General features: G+C 49.8%; 12 protein-coding genes. 9 read left to right on the top strand and 3 right to left on the bottom strand.

Annotated elements, in window-relative coordinates; genetic code table 11:
* Positions 1 to 339 precede the first annotated feature (339 nt).
* The 3 genes from ACKPCD_RS14055 to galE are packed head-to-tail and all read left to right on the top strand — an operon-like array spanning position 340 to position 4,060.
* Positions 340 to 1,503, top strand: a complete 1,164-nt coding sequence (locus ACKPCD_RS14055) for a galactokinase (protein ID WP_119092210.1) — start codon at positions 340 to 342, stop codon at positions 1,501 to 1,503.
* A 12-nt stretch (positions 1,504 to 1,515) separates the two neighbouring features.
* Positions 1,516 to 3,021 (top strand): UDP-glucose--hexose-1-phosphate uridylyltransferase, encoded by a 1,506-nt coding sequence (gene galT / locus ACKPCD_RS14050; RefSeq protein ID WP_321433581.1) that lies wholly within the window; start codon positions 1,516 to 1,518, stop codon positions 3,019 to 3,021.
* 28 nt (positions 3,022 to 3,049) lie between these two features.
* Positions 3,050 to 4,060: a UDP-glucose 4-epimerase GalE gene (gene galE, locus ACKPCD_RS14045; RefSeq protein ID WP_068562277.1), complete on the top strand. Its 1,011-nt coding sequence runs from the start codon at positions 3,050 to 3,052 to the stop codon at positions 4,058 to 4,060.
* A gap of 263 nt (positions 4,061 to 4,323) precedes the next feature.
* Here the strand turns inward: galE and ACKPCD_RS14040 are convergent, their stop codons facing one another.
* Complete coding sequence (locus ACKPCD_RS14040) at positions 4,324 to 5,295, bottom strand: helix-turn-helix domain-containing protein (protein ID WP_321433580.1); 972 nt, start codon at positions 5,293 to 5,295, stop codon at positions 4,324 to 4,326.
* Between the two features lie 117 nt (positions 5,296 to 5,412).
* Here ACKPCD_RS14040 and rhaB point away from each other — a divergent pair, with 117 nt between their 5' ends.
* From rhaB to metF, 6 genes are all read left to right on the top strand, one after another.
* Positions 5,413 to 6,861: a rhamnulokinase gene (gene rhaB / locus ACKPCD_RS14035; RefSeq protein WP_321433579.1), complete on the top strand. Its 1,449-nt coding sequence runs from the start codon at positions 5,413 to 5,415 to the stop codon at positions 6,859 to 6,861.
* Positions 6,862 to 6,865: 4 nt separating this feature from the next.
* Positions 6,866 to 8,122, top strand: coding sequence for an L-rhamnose isomerase (locus ACKPCD_RS14030; RefSeq protein ID WP_272161152.1), 1,257 nt, complete (start codon positions 6,866 to 6,868; stop codon positions 8,120 to 8,122).
* Positions 8,123 to 8,132: 10 nt separating this feature from the next.
* The gene (gene rhaD / locus ACKPCD_RS14025; RefSeq protein ID WP_211306196.1) at positions 8,133 to 8,957 is read left to right on the top strand and encodes a rhamnulose-1-phosphate aldolase; all 825 of its coding nucleotides are present in this window, start codon (positions 8,133 to 8,135) and stop codon (positions 8,955 to 8,957) included.
* 25 nt (positions 8,958 to 8,982) lie between these two features.
* Positions 8,983 to 10,140, top strand: coding sequence for an iron-containing alcohol dehydrogenase (locus tag ACKPCD_RS14020; protein WP_068562272.1), 1,158 nt, complete (start codon positions 8,983 to 8,985; stop codon positions 10,138 to 10,140).
* Positions 10,141 to 10,650: 510 nt separating this feature from the next.
* Positions 10,651 to 12,933, top strand: a complete 2,283-nt coding sequence (gene metE / locus ACKPCD_RS14015) for a 5-methyltetrahydropteroyltriglutamate--homocysteine S-methyltransferase (RefSeq protein WP_321433578.1) — start codon at positions 10,651 to 10,653, stop codon at positions 12,931 to 12,933.
* Between the two features lie 17 nt (positions 12,934 to 12,950).
* Positions 12,951 to 13,811 (top strand): methylenetetrahydrofolate reductase [NAD(P)H], encoded by an 861-nt coding sequence (gene metF, locus ACKPCD_RS14010; protein ID WP_272161155.1) that lies wholly within the window; start codon positions 12,951 to 12,953, stop codon positions 13,809 to 13,811.
* Positions 13,812 to 14,312: 501 nt separating this feature from the next.
* Here the strand turns inward: metF and ACKPCD_RS14005 are convergent.
* Positions 14,313 to 15,596 carry a DEAD/DEAH box helicase gene (locus tag ACKPCD_RS14005; RefSeq protein WP_321433577.1) on the bottom strand — a complete coding sequence of 428 codons (1,284 nt, stop codon included), beginning with the start codon at positions 15,594 to 15,596 and terminating at the stop codon, positions 14,313 to 14,315.
* 394 nt (positions 15,597 to 15,990) lie between these two features.
* On the bottom strand, positions 15,991 to 16,848 hold the full coding sequence (locus ACKPCD_RS14000; protein ID WP_321433576.1) for a MurR/RpiR family transcriptional regulator: 858 nt from the start codon (positions 16,846 to 16,848) through the stop codon (positions 15,991 to 15,993).
* Between the last annotated feature and the right edge of the window lie 103 nt (positions 16,849 to 16,951).

Genomic DNA, 16,951 nt, shown 5'->3' with positions numbered 1-16,951 from the left:
GGGTTTGTTAATGTGGAAATGATGGATAAAGATTCGATATTCATGTTTAGGGTCCGTGCGGGAGTCCAAAAGATGAATAAAAATTTTATATCCATCTTTTTGGTGTGCCGCGATGCCAAAATCATGGATAACCGGTAGTTATTCATGGTTTCTTAAATTCGACGTAGCCAATGTGCTCCTGAACAGATTCGCAACATCTCTTTAAGATCGAGCGCCTAAAAATGAAAGCGCTCCAAAATCGCTTGACACTTCTTTGTTGTGGGGTTATAATTCATTTAGTTAATATTTAGTAAAAATAACAAGTAAAAATTTATCAAAAACAAGAAGGAGCGGATGAAGATGGAATTGACAGGGTTGAAGCAAAAATTTGAGGAATTATTCGGCAAAAAGGATTACACAGCATTTTTCGCACCGGGACGGATCAATCTGATCGGTGAGCATACGGATTACAATGGCGGGAATGTCTTTCCTTGCGCAATCACACTGGGAACTTACGCGATTGCGGCAAAAAATGATCTGAAGCAGGTCCGTCTTTACTCAGAAAATTTCCCGGAAGCCGGCGTCATCAGCTTCGATTTGGCCGATCTTGATCACAAAAAAGCTGATAGCTGGGCAAACTACCCGAAAGGCATGCTGCGCTACCTGAAGGAAGCCGGTCACGCCATCCCGGAAGGCATGGATATGGTCATCTTCGGAAATATCCCGAACGGCTCGGGTCTGTCTTCATCTGCATCCCTCGAGCTATTGATGGGTGTCGTTCTGGATAACCTGTTCGATTTGAACGTGGATCGTTTGGACCTCATCAAAACCGGCAAACGCGTGGAGAACGAGTTCATCGGTGTGAACAGCGGCATCATGGATCAGTTCGCTGTCGGCATGGGCGAGGAAAACAAAGCAATTTTGCTGGACTGCAATACGCTTGAATATGAAATGGTTCCTGTAGAATTGGGCAATCACGCAATCGTCATCATGAACACGAAAAAACGTCGCGAATTGGTCGACTCCAAGTACAACGAACGCCGCAGCGAATGCGAAGAAGCCTTGGCGAAGCTGCAGACAGTCGTCTCGGTCGGCAGCTTGGGCGAACTCGATGAAGAAACCTTCGAAAATGCGAAAGCAGTTCTGGAGAGCGATGTTTTGTACCGCCGTGCACGTCATGCGGTAACAGAAAACCAACGCACCTTGAAAGCCAAATCGGCCTTGCAGGCAGGCGAATTGGAGGCATTCGGCCAATTGATGAACCAGTCGCATATTTCTTTACGGGATGATTATGAAGTGACCGGCATCGAACTGGATACCTTGGTTCAAGCTGCATGGGATCAACCGGGTGTCTTGGGAGCGCGCATGACCGGAGCGGGATTCGGTGGCTGCGCAATCGCCATCGTCGAAAAAGATGCGATTCCGACCTTTATCGAAAATGTCGGTAAAACCTATGAAGCAGCGATCGGTTATCCGGCAGAATTCTACATCGCCGAAATCAGCGACGGCGCAAAACGGTTATAAGGAGCGGTTGGTATGACGATAAATGAGACAGCGTACATGATCGATCAAGCTGTTGTCGATTTCGTGGAAACGGGCATCGCAAACGGCGAAACGGAAGCGATGGACAGGATTGCGCAGCGCAATCTGCTGTTGGCCATGATCGGCAAGGAAGATTTGGACACAAAATTGGAGCCATCGCAAATTTTGCCGGAGCGCTTGGATCTGCTGGATCGCTTGGTGGATTGGGCGGTCGCAAACGGTAAAATCGCGGACTACCAATACGCGAGGGAGACGCTGGAGGCGCAGATCATGTCTTTGATCACGCCGATGCCTTCCGTCATCAATAAGCATTTCTGGGCAGTCTATGCAGAAAATCCGGAAGCGGCAACTGACTATTTTTACGAGCTCAGCCAAAACAATGATTACATCAAAACCCGCAGCATCGCCAAAAATATCGCGTTTCAGCACCGTACTGATTACGGGGAGCTGGAGATTACGATAAACTTGTCCAAACCGGAGAAGGATCCCAAGCAGATCGCTTTGGCGAAAAACGTACCCGCATCAGCTTATCCGGCTTGCCAACTCTGCATGGAAAACGAAGGCTATGCCGGGCGCATCGACCATCCGGCCCGCGCCAACCACCGCATCGTCCGCATGCCGTTGAACGGTGAAAAGTGGGGGCTGCAGTATTCGCCCTATGCTTACTATGAGGAGCACTGCATCTTTTTGGCCGAGGAGCACAAGCCGATGAAATTGGATAAGCATACTTTCGAGAAGTTGCTTGGGATCATCACGCAATTCCCGCACTATTTCGTCGGATCGAATGCGGACCTGCCGATCGTCGGTGGATCGATTCTATCGCACGATCATTATCAGGGCGGACGGCACACCTTCGCGATGGCGGAAGCGCCGGTTGAACAGCCATTTGAAATGGATCGATTCGCTTCGGTTCAGGCTGGCATCGTCAAATGGCCGATGTCCGTCATCCGGCTTGCCGGTAAGGACGTGCATGAATTGGCGGAGGCGGCATCCTTTATTCTGGATGCATGGCGGGGCTATTCGGATGAAGCGGCCGGCATCCTGCATGTCACCGAGGGCATTCCGCACAACACGATCACGCCGATTGCGCGCAAGAAGGACGGATTGTTCGAACTGGATCTGGTGCTGCGCAACAACCGGACTTCGCCGGAGTTCCCGGATGGCATTTTCCATCCGCATCCGGACGTGCAGAACATCAAGAAAGAGAATATCGGCCTGATCGAAGTGATGGGGCTAGCGATTCTGCCGCCGCGCTTGAAGGATGAATTGAGTGAAATCGAACAGTATCTTAACGGAGAAACAGCTGAGATTGCTGCTTACCATCAGGAGTGGGTTACAGGCTTGGTGGACAAAAAGGCGAGGACCGGTGCCGATGCGGCAGAAGTGGTGCAGGATGCGGTAAGCGAAGCCTTTTTGCGGGTGCTGGAGGATGCCGGTGTGTTCAAACGTACCCCCGAAGGCCAGCAAGCGTTTGGCCGTTTCGTCGAACAGTTGCGTTGATTTTTGAAAGGAAAGTGGAGGGGATAAAATGTCAGTATTAGTGACTGGAGGCGCCGGCTACATCGGCAGCCATACCGTAGTGGAATTATTGAAAGCAGGTCAGGAAGTCGTTATCGTCGACAACTATTCGAACAGCAAACCGGAAGTGTTGAACCGGATCGCAACGATCACCGGCAAAGCACCGACTTTCTATGAAGTGGATGTGTTGGACCGCGAAGCCTTGGACGCCGTTTTCGCAAAAGAGGAAATCGACTCGGTCATCCATTTCGCGGGCTACAAAGCAGTCGGAGAATCCGTGGCGAAACCGATCGAATATTACCACAACAACATCACGAGCTCTTTGGTATTGTGCGATGTGATGCGCAGCCACGGCGTGAAGAAGATCGTCTTCAGTTCTTCGGCGACGGTCTACGGCATGAACAACGTGTCACCGCTGACGGAAGACCTGCCGACAAGCGCAACGAACCCTTACGGCTACACAAAAGTGATGATCGAACAGATCCTGCAGGACGTGGCATTCGCCGATTCCGAGTGGAGCATCGCCTTGCTGCGTTATTTCAACCCGATCGGCGCGCATGAATCCGGCCTGATCGGCGAAGACCCGACCGGCATCCCGAACAACCTGATGCCGTACATCACGCAAGTGGCGGTCGGAAAATTGCCGCGCTTGAGCGTATTCGGTGATGATTACGATACACCGGATGGCACAGGCGTCCGCGACTATATCCATGTCGTCGACTTGGCTTTAGGCCACATCAAGGCTTTGGACAAAATCAAGGAAACGGAAGGCGTTGGCATCTACAACCTAGGAACAGGCACCGGCTACAGCGTGCTGGACTTGGTGCATAACTTCCAGGATGCCAATGGTGTCGAGATCCCTTACGTAATTGTCGACAGACGCCCCGGCGATGTCGCGACTTGCTACGCGGATGCGACGAAAGCCAAAGAAGAACTCGGCTGGACCGCCCAGAAGACATTGGCGGACATGTGCCGCGATTCCTGGAATTGGCAAAAGAACAATCCGAACGGCTACGAATGAAAAAAGCTTATACAGACTCGTTGATTCTGTATGAGAATTGAATATATGCTCAAAAATAGCCCGCTAAAAGTACTTTGGCGGGTTATTTCAGTCCAAACAACAGTCATAAAACCCGCCGAAACCACTTTGGCGGGGGAAAACGTCCGCGGACAACTCGAGATTCACCGCCAAATCCATTTTGACGGGGAATCTCGCCACGAACTTCGAACCCCAGAGACAAACAGATAACAATACCATTAAACAACAAAAGAAACGGAGCAGTCTCATTTCGAGGCAGCTCCGTTTTTTCGCACTTCCGATGGCAGACAGTGGAATCTGTTTTTGTAACACGTATAGAAATAAGTCTTGTTCGAAAAGCCGACTTCGGTCAGGATCGTCTGGATCGGGATTTCGGTGGATTCGATGAGCAGGTTGGCTTTCAGCAGCCGCTTTTCGTTCAGCAGTTCCGTGAACGTCTGGCCGCTGCGCTTCTTGATCATGTTGCTCAAGTAGTTTTTGTTGAAGTTCAGCCGTTTGGATGCCGCGTCCAAGGTCAGGGTCGTGAATTCGGCATCGATCAGCTGGAGGACCTCGTAAAAGGGGTCTTTTTTGCTGAACGTTTCGCTGTACTCGTGCGGCAGGGAACGCGCCAATTCGTAAATCAGGATCGGCAGATAACTGCTGATGATCTTTCCGGAAAAGACTTTCGGGAAGAAATATTCATCGGCCATATTGTTGATGATTTGCTTGATGTGTTCGTTTTGTTCATTGCGGAACAGGATGAAGTTGGCTGCATTCGTGTCCAGTGGGTTATTCGTCAGCAAAATTTTGTAGAGGATGCTGTCGTGGTGGTTCATGTTCATCAGCCAGTTGATCGAGATGCTCTTATTGTTGAAGAGGATGTTCAATAGCAGATCGTCCTTTCCGAGCGCTTCGATGGAATGCGCGCTGCCGGTGTCCATCAGCAGGATGTCGCCTTCCTTCAACAAGTAAGGGACGCCGTTGATGATCTGGCGGCATTCGCCCTTCACGATGTAGTTGAGTTCGAGGAATTGGTGCGAGTGCTCCGGGTAGGCGGCGTAGCGGTTGTGTTTGCTGATGTAGATGTCCTTGTTTTCGAAAAACAGATGTTCCTTGATTTTTGGCGCCCGGGTCGCCTCCCCCTCCAGTTCCGGCAGATCGGGCACAAATTTATGCCGCTTTTTCTGTTCCTTTTCGATGACAGATTCCTGCGATAACAGCGCAATCAGATCCATCCCAACACCTCCTGTATATTTGGTACTCACAACTCATTCAGTGACATTGTAGCATAAATCCAGAAGTTGTTTAATAGTAATGTAAACAATTACAAGGCGGAGGTGTGAAACAAGTAAATGAAGTACTATACGATGATAGATATCGGAGCCTCCAGCGGGCGGATCATGCTGGCGGAAATAGATAATAAACAATTGGCGTTGCAGGAAGTGCACCGTTTCAAAAATGGCTTCAGCCGCATCGACGGATCCGACAGATGGGATATCGAAACCATTTTCGAAGAAATCCTGACTGGGCTATCCAAACTGAAGGCACTCGGCGTGACGGAATGCCATCTCGGGATCGATACGTGGGCGGTCGACTACTGCCTGATTGGAATGGACGGCCAATTGCTGCAGCTGCCGATCAGTTACCGGGACGAACGCACGAAAGATACGATGGAAAAAGTGGCGCAAGAGATCGACAAAGAGACAATCTACGCCAAAACGGGCATCCAATTCCTGAACTTCAATACTTTGTACCAACTGTATGAAGAGGACAAGGACTTGTTGGCCAGGACGGACAAAATTTTGATGATACCGGATTATCTGGCATACCGCTTGACCGGGGAAATGGTCGGCGAAGTGACGAATGTGTCTTCTTCGCAGATGTTGAATCTCGAAACCGGGGAGTTCGATGCCGACTTGCTTGAACTTGTCGGCATCCCGAGAGAGAAGTTCCCGGAACTGGTTGTGCCAGGAACGAAAATCGGCGATGTGAAGGCTGATCTGACGGAAACTTATGACCTGCCCAAAATCGAAGTGATCGCTGCGGCGACACACGATACAGCATCCGCCATCGTCGGCGTGCCGGCGCTGGCCGGGAAATGGGCCTACCTCAGCAGCGGAACCTGGTCATTGATCGGTGTCGAAAACGACGCACCGATCAATGACCGTCCCGCCTACGAAGCGAACTTCACGAATGAGTGGGGCGCTTACGGCACCTATCGTTTCCTGAAGAACATCACGGGCATGTGGTTCGTGCAGGAAATCGCGCGCAACCTGGATTACCGCCACTCCTACGGCGAAATGGCGCAGATGGCCTATGCAGTCGAACCATTCCTGCAGTATGTCGATCTGAACGATCCGCGCTTCCTCAATCCGGCAAATATGATTGAGGAAATCCAAGCCTATTGCCGCGAAAGGGGCGAAATCGTTCCGGAAACGACCGGCGAATTGGTGATGTGCGTGTACAGCAATCTGGCCTTGGCCTACGCGCATGAACTGAAGAAAGTCGAAGCACTAACGCAGGAAACGATTGACGTGCTGCACATCGTCGGCGGCGGAGCGAATGTTAAATTGCTGAATCAGTTGACTGCCGATGTCACCGGGAAGCTGGTCGTTGCCGGACCTACCGAAGGCACCGCAATCGGAAACCTGCTCGTGCAGATGATTGCGGCTGGAGAATTTGCTGACCTGGCGGAAGCCAGAAAATGGCTGAGAAGTCAGATTCATGTGGAAGAATACCCACCAAACCCGATCGCAGACCGGGAGCACCTAAAAAAATACGAAGAAAAGATTGGAGTATAGACAAATGACAAAACCTATTGAAGAAGCATACGCTTTAGCAAAACAGAAATATGCCGCCATCGGTGTGGATACGGATGCAGTACTTGAAAAATTAAGCCAAATCAAGGTTTCCTTGCAGTGCTGGCAAGGGGACGACGTATTGGGATTCATGTTCCCCGATCAAGCCTTGACCGGCGGGATTTCCGTCAGCGGCAACTACCCTGGCAAAGCAACGACGCCAGCGCAATTGCGTGCCGATTTGGATAAAGCCTTAAGCCTGATCCCTGGTAATCATAAAGTGAATCTGCATGCCATCTACGTGGATACGGACGAAAAAATCGACTTGGATCAGATAGAACCGAAGCACTACGAAAAATGGGTAGAATGGGCAAAAGAAAAAGGCCTTGGACTGGATTTCAACCCTACTTGCTTCTCCCATCCAAAATCGACAGACGGCACATTGTCCAGCAATGACCCTGAAACACAAGCGTTCTGGATCGAACACGTGAAACGCAGCCGCAAAGTGGCCGCTTACTTCGGCGAAGAGCTGAACCAAACTTGCGTGAACAACATCTGGATCCCGGATGGCTACAAAGACAACCCAATCGACAAAATGTCGCCGCGTGTACGCCTGCGCGATGCGTTGGATCAATGTTTGGAAGAAAAATTCGATGATGCGCATATGCTGGACGCAGTCGAAGGCAAACTCTTCGGCATCGGTGCAGAAAGCTTCACGACCGGTTCCAATGATTTCTACCTGTCCTACGCTTTGACAAGGGATATCCTGTGGACAATCGATGCGGGACATTTCCACCCAACCGAGGATGTATCCGATAAATTCACGGCCTTTCTGCCGTTCGGTAAAGGTTTGATGCTGCACGTGAGCCGTCCGATCCGTTGGGATTCCGATCACGTGGTCATCTTGGATGAAGCGACTACCCGCATCGGCGAAACATTGGTGCGCAACGACTTGTTGGACAAAACTTTCATCGGCATGGACTTCTTCGATGCAACAATCAACCGTGTCGCAGCCATGGTCATTGGCGCGCGCAGCACGTTGAAATCATTGTTGTTGGGTATGTTGAGCCCGATCGAAACATTGAAGGATGCCGAAAGCACAGGCGACTTCACAACCCGTTTGGCTGTTACGGAAGAAATGAAATCTTATCCATTCGGGGCTGTCTGGGAATTCTATTGCCAACAACAAAATGTACCAGCTGGTACGGAATGGCTGACTGAAGTAAAAGACTACGAACAAAAAATTCTTACGGAACGCAAATAAGGGGGAAATCATAAAAATGAAAAACATTTTAGAAGCACCATTCATCAAAGAAGTCATGCTGTTGACGGACGTCATGTACAAATTCGGCTGGCACGAAAGAAACAGCGGCAACTTGTCCTACTTGCTGAAAGAAGAGGAAATTACGGAATATCTGGATCTGAACGAAGTGAAACGCAACATTCCGATCGCTTTCGACGGCAAAGCATTGGCTGGGAAATATTTCCTGGTCACAGGAACAGGGAAATTCTTCAAAAACGTCATCCATGATCCGGCTGATGTCTTGGGTATCCTGAAAGTAACTGCGGAAGGCAACAGCGTGGATCTGTTATGGGGCTATGAAAATGGAGCGGCTCCTACAAGCGAATTGCCTGCTCACTTGATGTCGCACATTTCGCGCTTGTCGGTCGATCCTGAAAACCGTGTCGTTTACCACTGCCACGCCACCAACCTGTTGGCGATGTCCTTCTCTTGCGAGTTGGATGAAAGAAGCTTCACGCGTATCCTTTGGAAAATGTGTACCGAGTCATTGGTCGTGTTCCCTGAAGGCGTGGGCATCCTGCCTTGGTTGATGCCTGGAACGAACGAAATCGGCGAAGCGACTGCTGAGAAGATGAAGGAATACCGTCTGATCGTATGGCCGCACCACGGTTTGTACGCAGCCGGAAAAGATTTGGAAGAGTGCTTCGGTTTGGTCGAAACGGCTGAAAAATCAGCGACTGTCTATACACTCGTGCAATCGCAAGGCGGCATCAGACAGGAAATCACTGACGAACAACTGAGCAATCTTGGCAAACGTTTCTCGGTAACCCCAAGAGCGGGCTACTTGAACATCTAATTATATCAAAAGGGGATAATTGAAAATGGCAACTTTTTATGTACCGGCAATAAACCTGATCGGAATAGGCTGCATCAAGGAATTGGGCAGCAATGTGAAGGAACTTGGCTACAAGAAAGCTTTGTTCGTAACGGATAACTTTTTGGCCAAAAGCGAAATGATCGACGTTGTTTTGGCAGAGTTGGACAATGCGGCAATCGACTATGTGATCTATGCGGATGTCGATCCGAACCCGACATGCAAAAACGTCAATGAAGGCGTGGCGATGGCACAAGCAGAAAACTGCGACTTCATCATTTCCTTCGGTGGCGGCTCTCCGCAGGATGCAGCGAGCGCCATCAGCATCATCCTGACGAACGGCGGCAAACCGCAGGACTACGAAGGTTTGCACAAATCCGCTAAAGCCGGCTTGCCGGTTGTGGCGATCAACACGACTGCCGGAACATCCGCTGAAATCACGATCAACTACGTCATCACCGATGAAGACCGCAAAGTGAAGATGGTTATGGTCGACAAAAACAGCTTGGCGAAGATTTCCGTGAACGATCCTGAATTGATGTTGACGATGCCGAAATCATTGACAGCCGCAACTGGGATGGACGCGTTGACACATGCGATCGAATCGATGGTAACACCGGGCGCATACGCTGTGACGGAAGTATTGGCAGCCGGAGCAATCGAATTGATCCGCGAATACTTGCCGAAAGCTGTCGAAAACGGAACGGACTTGGATGCGCGCGATAAAATGGTCAATGCCATTTTCTTGGGCGGAATGGCCTTCAACAATGCCGGCCTGGGCTATGTGCATTCGATGGCTCACCAATTGGGTGCCGTCTACCACTTGCCGCACGGCGTTTGCTGCGCGATGTTATTGCCGATTGTGGAAGCTGAAAATGCCAAATTTGCACCTGAACGTTTCCGCAAAGTAGCGAAAGCATTAGGCTTGGCAGTAACGGCTGACGTATCCGATCAAGCCTGCGCGGATTACACGGTCGAAGAAATCAAACGTTTGTCCAAAGTCGTTGGTATTCCAACCTCATTGAATGAGTTGGGCATCAAGGAAGAGGAATTCGATTACGATTACCTGTCCAAAAATGCCATGATCGATGCCTGCGCACCAGGAAACCCATTCACGCCGACATTAGAAGAAACGATTGCGATGTACAAAAAGTTGTTCCAATAATCCACACCTGAGCTAAAATTACTAAGTTTTCAAAGAAATGCAGATAATCCGAATTTGTCCAAAACAAGATTGTCGACAATAAAGAAGAGCCGCCTCGATTTTTGAGGTGGCTCTTCTTTGCTGTGCCAAAAGACGGTTATAGAAATGGATGTCGGCTGTTGAGGATACCTTGAATAGCGAAAAGCCGACAGAAGACTGATCTCTCGGCTGTTTGTACCGTGAAATGCTCGGAACAGCCGACAGAAGTTTGGTCTCTCGACAGTTCGCGATGTGGAATGCTCAAAACAGCCGACAAAACCCGGTCCAACTCCAGTCAACTAGGATCAGGCCGCACGATGTTATAGCGAAAAGCTATAACTTCGTATATTTATTAAGTGTTATCCTATATCCGGATTCCGTGGCATACTGAAACCACCTTCTGATGAATGATGATCAGCAAACAGTACAACACTTAAAAGCATGATTGATAGTTTTGCAGCAGGAACCAAAAAATGAAATGGAGGAATCAAAATGAACAGTTCAGTAATCGGTTTTCCAAGGGTCGGTAAATTGCGCGAATTAAAGTTCGCATCCGAAAAATATTTCAAGCAAGAAATTTCAACAGAAGAGTTGGAGCAAGTCGCAAAGGGTTTGCGGGAGATGCACTGGAATCTGCAGCAGGCTGCCGGCATTAGCCACATCCCTTCGAATGATTTTTCATATTACGATAACGTGCTGGATCTGACGGTCCTGTTGAACGCGTTGCCTGAAAACTACAGACAGCTCGGTTTGAGCGAGCGCGACACTTATTTTGCGGCTGCGCGCGGATACCAGGGCGTAGCGGGCGACGCCAAAGCCTTGGCGATGAAGAAATGGTTCAACACCAACTATCATTATTTGGTTCCAGAACTGTCCGACAATACCGAAATTAAATTGGTGGGCGATAAGCCTTTTGTCGAGTACGAAGAAGCCAAAGCAATCGGTGTGCTGACGAAACCGGTCCTCATCGGCGGATTCACTTTCCTGAAGCTGGCCAAATACAAAGGCTCGAAAACAATAAATGATTTTGCCGACCAAGTGGCAGATGCCTATATCGCAATCCTCGATCGGTTCAACGAACAGGGTGTGGAGTGGGTGCAGTTCGATGAACCGAGCCTGGTCACCGATCTGACGCAAGAAGATGTAGCGCTGTTCACGGCTATTTACGAAAAAGTCTTGGCGCATAAGGGTAACGTAAAAGTATTGCTGCAAACATACTTCGGCGATATCAGGGACAGCTATGAAGAAGTGGTCGGGCTCGATTTCGACGGCATCGGCCTTGATTTCATCGAAGGCAAACAGACTGTGGAACTTTTGGAAAGATATGGCTTTCCGGCTGATAAAACATTGTTTGCCGGTGTCCTGAATGGGAAAAACATCTGGAAGAGCGACTACAAAAAGGTCATCACGTTGGTCAATGGGTTGAAGAAATACAGCAACGACATCGTCATCAGCACTTCCTGTTCGTTGCTGCATGTTCCCTACACGCTGGAAAACGAAACGAGCTTGCCGGAAGAAGTTTCCCAGTATTTCGCTTTCGCGAAGGAAAGGCTGCAGGAAATCAAAGAGCTGACGGAGTTGATCGGCACATCCGGATCCGGATATGAAGAGCAGGCAGCTTATCTTGCGAATCAAAAAGTCTTTTCAGCGGACCGGGTCTACGAAGACAAGCACGTGCAAGCATCCGTAGCGAGCTTGACGGAAAGAGATTTTGTCAGAAACGTTCCGAGACAAAAACGGAGAGCGATCCAAAAAGAGAAACTGCAACTGGGTCTGTTGCCGACAACGACGATCGGTTCCTTCCCGCAGACGAGGGAAGTCAAGCAGAACCGCAGCAAGTACCGCAAAGGCGCGATCTCAAAAGCCGAATACGATGAAAACATCAAAGGCTTCATCAAAGAATGCATCGATCTGCAGGAGGAACTGGGGCTGGATGTGCTGGTCCACGGCGAATCCGAGCGCAACGACATGGTTGAATTCTTCGGCGAAAACCTGGCTGGATACGTGTTTACCGAAAAAGCTTGGGTACAGTCCTACGGAACAAGATGCGTCAAGCCGCCGATCATTTTCGGGGACATCCGACGCGAAAACCCGATCACCGTGTTCTATTCGGAATATGCGCAGAGTCTTTCCGACAAACCGGTCAAAGGGATGCTCACTGGTCCGGTGACAATCTTGAATTGGTCGTTCCCGCGTGAGGACATTTCGCTGAGGGAGATGGCTTTCCAGATCGGTCTGGCGATCCGCGAAGAGGTTCTCGATTTGGAGGAAGCGGGCATCAAAATCATCCAGATCGATGAAGCGGCTCTGAAGGAGAAGTTGCCGATCCGCAGAGAAGAATGGGCGAGCGAGTACCTTGATTGGGCGATTCCGGCATTCCGCCTTTGCCACAGTGGCGTGAGACCGGAGACGCAGGTGCATACGCATATGTGCTACAGCGAATTCGAGGAAATCGTAAAGGATATCGATAACATGGATGCGGACGTCATTTCTTTTGAAGCCTCCCGTTCCAAACTGACGATCATCGATGCCTTGAAGGCGAACCAGTTCGAAACGGAAGTCGGACCGGGTGTTTACGACATCCACTCGCCGCGCGTGCCGAGTGTCGAAGAGATGGTAGCGGTATTGAAGAACGCGCTGACGAAGATAGACGAGGAAAATCTATGGATCAATCCGGACTGCGGACTGAAAACAAGAGGCATCAAGGAAACAAGAGAAAGCCTGGCCAATCTTGTGGCGGCGGCGAAAATCATCAAAGACGCAGTTTTGGTCTAAAAAAGAGGTGAAGGCTGATGAAAATCGAATCCAAATTCCAAAAGAAAAAACCGGTGCTTTCCTTCGAAATTTTTCCACCGAAGCGCGATAAAGCGATCCAGAACATCGATGAAACGCTTGCGATCCTGAGTGAACTGAATCCTGATTTCATCAGCGTCACTTTTGGTGCCGGTGGAAGCCACACGGACAATCAGACTGTTGAATTGGCCAAACGCATCAAGCAACAGTACGGGATCGATCCGCTGGTGCATCTTACTTGCTTGAATTCTTCGAAATTCGAAATCTGCGAATTGCTGGAAGAACTGAAAGAGGCCGAAATCGATAGCATTCTTGCCTTGCGCGGGGATAAAAATCCGGCCGTGGAAGAAAAGCAGGACTTCCGCTACGCCAGCGATCTGGTCAAATTCATCCGGCAGTACGGTGATTTTTCCATCAGTGGCGCCTGTTATCCGGAATGCCACACGGAATCGAAGAACAAAATCGAGGATATCGCCTATCTGAAAGAGAAGGTGGACAGTGGGGTGCAGCATCTGATTTCCCAACTCTTTTTCGACAACAATGCCTTCTATTCCTTCCAGGAACACATCCAGATTGCAGGTATGCACGTTCCGGTCGAGGCGGGCATCATGCCGGTCATCAATAAAGCCCAGATCGAAAGGATGGTGACGCTCTGCGGAGCCTCCTTGCCGGAAAAGTTTTCCAGAGTGATGCACAAATACGAAGACAACAAAGAGGCACTTTTCGATGCCGGCATGGCCTACGCGATCAATCAGATTGTCGATCTGCTGGCGCATGATGTGGATGGCATCCACATCTACACGATGAACAATCCGATCGTCGCAAAAAGGATCTGCGACGGCATAAAAAATTTGATTTGATGTTGGGGGGAGCCACCCCTGGTCGGAGTTGGTGCTTTCCTCCGGTGAGCGGCCTTCTCAACGGAGTTGCGGTTCCCGGTAATCAGCTGTCCTCCTGCGAGCGAATGCTGGCCGGAGCTGGGTGCGCGGACGGAGGCTGATCTCCGTCGAACGAGGGCTCGACGGAGGAGCGGATTTTGCGCACGCATCAGCTCCGACGAAGCCGACCTTGGTCGGAGTTGGTGCTTTCCTCCGGTGAGCGCCGTTCTCAACGGAGTTGCGGTTCCGGTAATCAGCTGTCCTTCTGCGAGCGAATGTTTGCCGGAGCTGGGTGCGCTGACGGATGCTGTCCTCCGTCGAACGAGGGCTCTACGGAGGAGCGGATTTTGCGCACGCGTCAGCTCCGTCGAAGCCACCCCTGATCGGAGGAGGAGTCTCCTAATCCCGTCGCATTCAGCAGATTTTTTTAGAAAACAAGAGAGCTCCCACCGGAATTTCGGCGGGAGCTCTCTTGTTTTACTATCATTTGCTTTGTGTGTTTTGTTTTGTCTGGAAACGCGGTCTTTGTGCGGCTTTTTGGCCGCCTCTTGGACCTTGCTGGTTTTTGACGCGAGTTCCGTTATTGCGCGCGGCAACCGGTTTTTTTTGCTGCGGTGCAGCTGCCTTCGTGCCTTCTTTCAACAGGAAAGGCTGATCTGTTACGACCGGAACTTTTCTCTTGATAAGCTTTTCGATGTCTCGCAACAAAGAGGCTTCGGTTTCATCACAGAATGAGATGGCTTTTCCGCCGCGTCCTGCGCGTCCCGTCCGTCCGATACGGTGAACATAGGTTTCCGGAACTTCAGGCAGATCAAACAAGATGACATGCGAAAGCTCAGGCACATCAATGCCACGGGCTGCGATATCTGTCGCTACAAGAACGCTGGTTTTTTTAGTCTTGAAGTTTTCCAAAGCCCGTTGACGCGCGGTCTGGGATTTGTTGCCGTGGATCGCTTCGGCTGTAAGGCCTGCCTGCAAAAGCTTTTTGACGATCTTATTGGCGCCGTGCTTCGTTCTTGAGAAGACAAGCGAGCGCTCCACTGTATCTTCCTTCAGAAGGTGGATAAGCAGATCGGTTTTATCGGTCTTGGCTACGGGATAAACGCTTTGGTGGATGATTTCTACAGTCGAGGAAACCGGCGTGACTTCCACCTTCACCGGATTCGATAAAATAGTGCCGGCAAGTTTTTCGATCTCAGTCGGCATAGTGGCCGAGAAGAACATGCTTTGGCGTTTCTTAGGCAATTCGCGGATGATGCGGCGTACATCATGCAGCATCCCCATATCCAACATCATATCCGCTTCGTCCAGGACAAAAAAGTCTACCTGGTTCAGTTTGATGTATCCTTGTCCGATCAGGTCCAACAGTCTGCCCGGCGTCGCCACCAGGATATCTGTTCCGCGTTTCAGCGCGGTTGTCTGAGGATTCTGGGAAACACCACCGAAAATGACTTGGATCTTCAATGGCAGGTATTTAGCGTAAATTTGGAAGCTTTCCCCGATCTGCAGGGCAAGCTCACGGGTAGGCGCAAGGATAAGGGCTTTGATGGCGCCTTTTCCAGCTGTTCCTTCTACCGTAAGGTTCTGCAGAATCGGCAGGGCAAAAGCAGCGGTTTTGCCGGTACCCGTTTGGGCACAACCCAACAGGTCTTTTTGGTTCAGCAGATGCGGAATGGCATCTTCTTGGATGGGCGTAGCTTTCGTGTAGCCAGCCTCTTTCAGTGCGCGCAGCAGGTGCTGGTTTAATTCTAGTTCTTTAAATAACAAATGGTTCTCCTTCAGCATGCTCTGCATGCATTTGATTTTAGTGGGTATGTTTCGGGTCAGGCCAGTTTGGGAAAGAGAGTTGGACTCTCGTTTTGCCAAATGCCTCTCCGCGAAACGTTATATAGGTGCTCTGAGCAACAGCGTGACTCGCCTACTATATCACAGATGAAAGTAAAAGTCATAGGATTCTGTTTTTGAAGGGAATAATTAGGTTGCAAATGAGCTAAGGTATCCAAAATAACCCGCCAAAATCAATTTGGCGGGCTTAACTACTAAGTTTTCCTCAGAATTCCCCGCCAAACGTTGCTTGGAAGGTAATTCTGGGGTTGAATCGATCCAGAAAACCCGCCAACGAGCATTTGGCCGCGTAAGTGCTGCTAGTTTGACAGGATTTCTAGAGCAGTTCCCATTTCTTCGCCGCTTCTGATTTGCGCTTGAGGTTGTTGAGGTTTTTTGTGTATTCGCGTGCGTAGAGGATCGAAAACAATGTATTTAGTATGTACTCAAAGGATATCTGAGAAGAGAAGGTGCCGACTTTGAAGAAGTCGAACTCATCATAAGGTACCTCGATCACAAGGTCGCACAGCTTGCTGGTTGGTTGTTCCGTATTTGCAGTCAGCAGGATGCAAGGGATCTTCATGGAATTCAGGTACTTGATGATTTTTCTGTGGGTCGCCGAATTGCCACCGTAACTGATGAACAGGGCACAATCGCCTTTGCCCATGCTCATGGCATTCCAGGCTGCTTCGCCGTACTCATCGGCGATGACCAAATGTTTGTTGATCTTGATGAGTTTGTTCTGGTAGCTGCGGGCGCGGATCTGGGAATCGCCCGTTCCGAAAAGGAAAATCTTATCCGCCTTTTGCAGCAGATCAGTCGCTTTGTTCAGTTTGTCTTTTTCCAGTTTCACCAAGGTTTTTCTGATCGTTTCAATCGTCAGGTCGGCCATTTTTTTAGCGATGTCCATCGAACCGTCCATCGGCAGGAACGGGAAGTTGGGATCGACATTTGTCGGCGTGTGTTTGCTGCTTTGGATTTCATGGATGAGCGCCACCTTGAAGCTCCGATAGCCCGAAAAACCAAGTTTCTGGCTGAGCCGGATAATCGCTGAGTGGGAAGTGAAGGTGTTTTCTGCAAGCTGTTGGATCACCATATCGGGCACTTCATCCAAGTTGGCCAAAACGTAATCAGCGATTCTTTGCTCGGTATCCGTAAAATTTTCTTTCGATTTCAATTTTTTCAGCAAACTCATCCTGTTCCCTCCATATATGTAATGTATCCAGCAACGATTCGATTCACTTGTCCGATCCGGCATTTCCTTCAATATAAGCAATAAACCCGGAAAAGGCAACTGC

The sequence above is a fragment of the Trichococcus flocculiformis genome (assembly GCF_963662535.1).
Taxonomy (GTDB): domain Bacteria; phylum Bacillota; class Bacilli; order Lactobacillales; family Aerococcaceae; genus Trichococcus; species Trichococcus flocculiformis.
The sequence above is the reverse complement of the archived record's forward strand: the minus strand, read 5'-3'. Positions and strand labels throughout refer to the sequence as shown.

Coding starts and splice junctions, on each gene's coding strand:
- ACKPCD_RS14055 (WP_119092210.1), top strand. CDS start 340: ATGGAATTGACAGGGTTGAAGCAAAAATTTGAGGAATTATTCGGCAAA.
- galT (WP_321433581.1), top strand. CDS start 1,516: ATGACGATAAATGAGACAGCGTACATGATCGATCAAGCTGTTGTCGAT.
- galE (WP_068562277.1), top strand. CDS start 3,050: ATGTCAGTATTAGTGACTGGAGGCGCCGGCTACATCGGCAGCCATACC.
- ACKPCD_RS14040 (WP_321433580.1), bottom strand. CDS start 5,295: ATGGATCTGATTGCGCTGTTATCGCAGGAATCTGTCATCGAAAAGGAA.
- rhaB (WP_321433579.1), top strand. CDS start 5,413: ATGAAGTACTATACGATGATAGATATCGGAGCCTCCAGCGGGCGGATC.
- ACKPCD_RS14030 (WP_272161152.1), top strand. CDS start 6,866: ATGACAAAACCTATTGAAGAAGCATACGCTTTAGCAAAACAGAAATAT.
- ACKPCD_RS14020 (WP_068562272.1), top strand. CDS start 8,983: ATGGCAACTTTTTATGTACCGGCAATAAACCTGATCGGAATAGGCTGC.
- metE (WP_321433578.1), top strand. CDS start 10,651: ATGAACAGTTCAGTAATCGGTTTTCCAAGGGTCGGTAAATTGCGCGAA.
- metF (WP_272161155.1), top strand. CDS start 12,951: ATGAAAATCGAATCCAAATTCCAAAAGAAAAAACCGGTGCTTTCCTTC.
- ACKPCD_RS14000 (WP_321433576.1), bottom strand. CDS start 16,848: ATGAGTTTGCTGAAAAAATTGAAATCGAAAGAAAATTTTACGGATACC.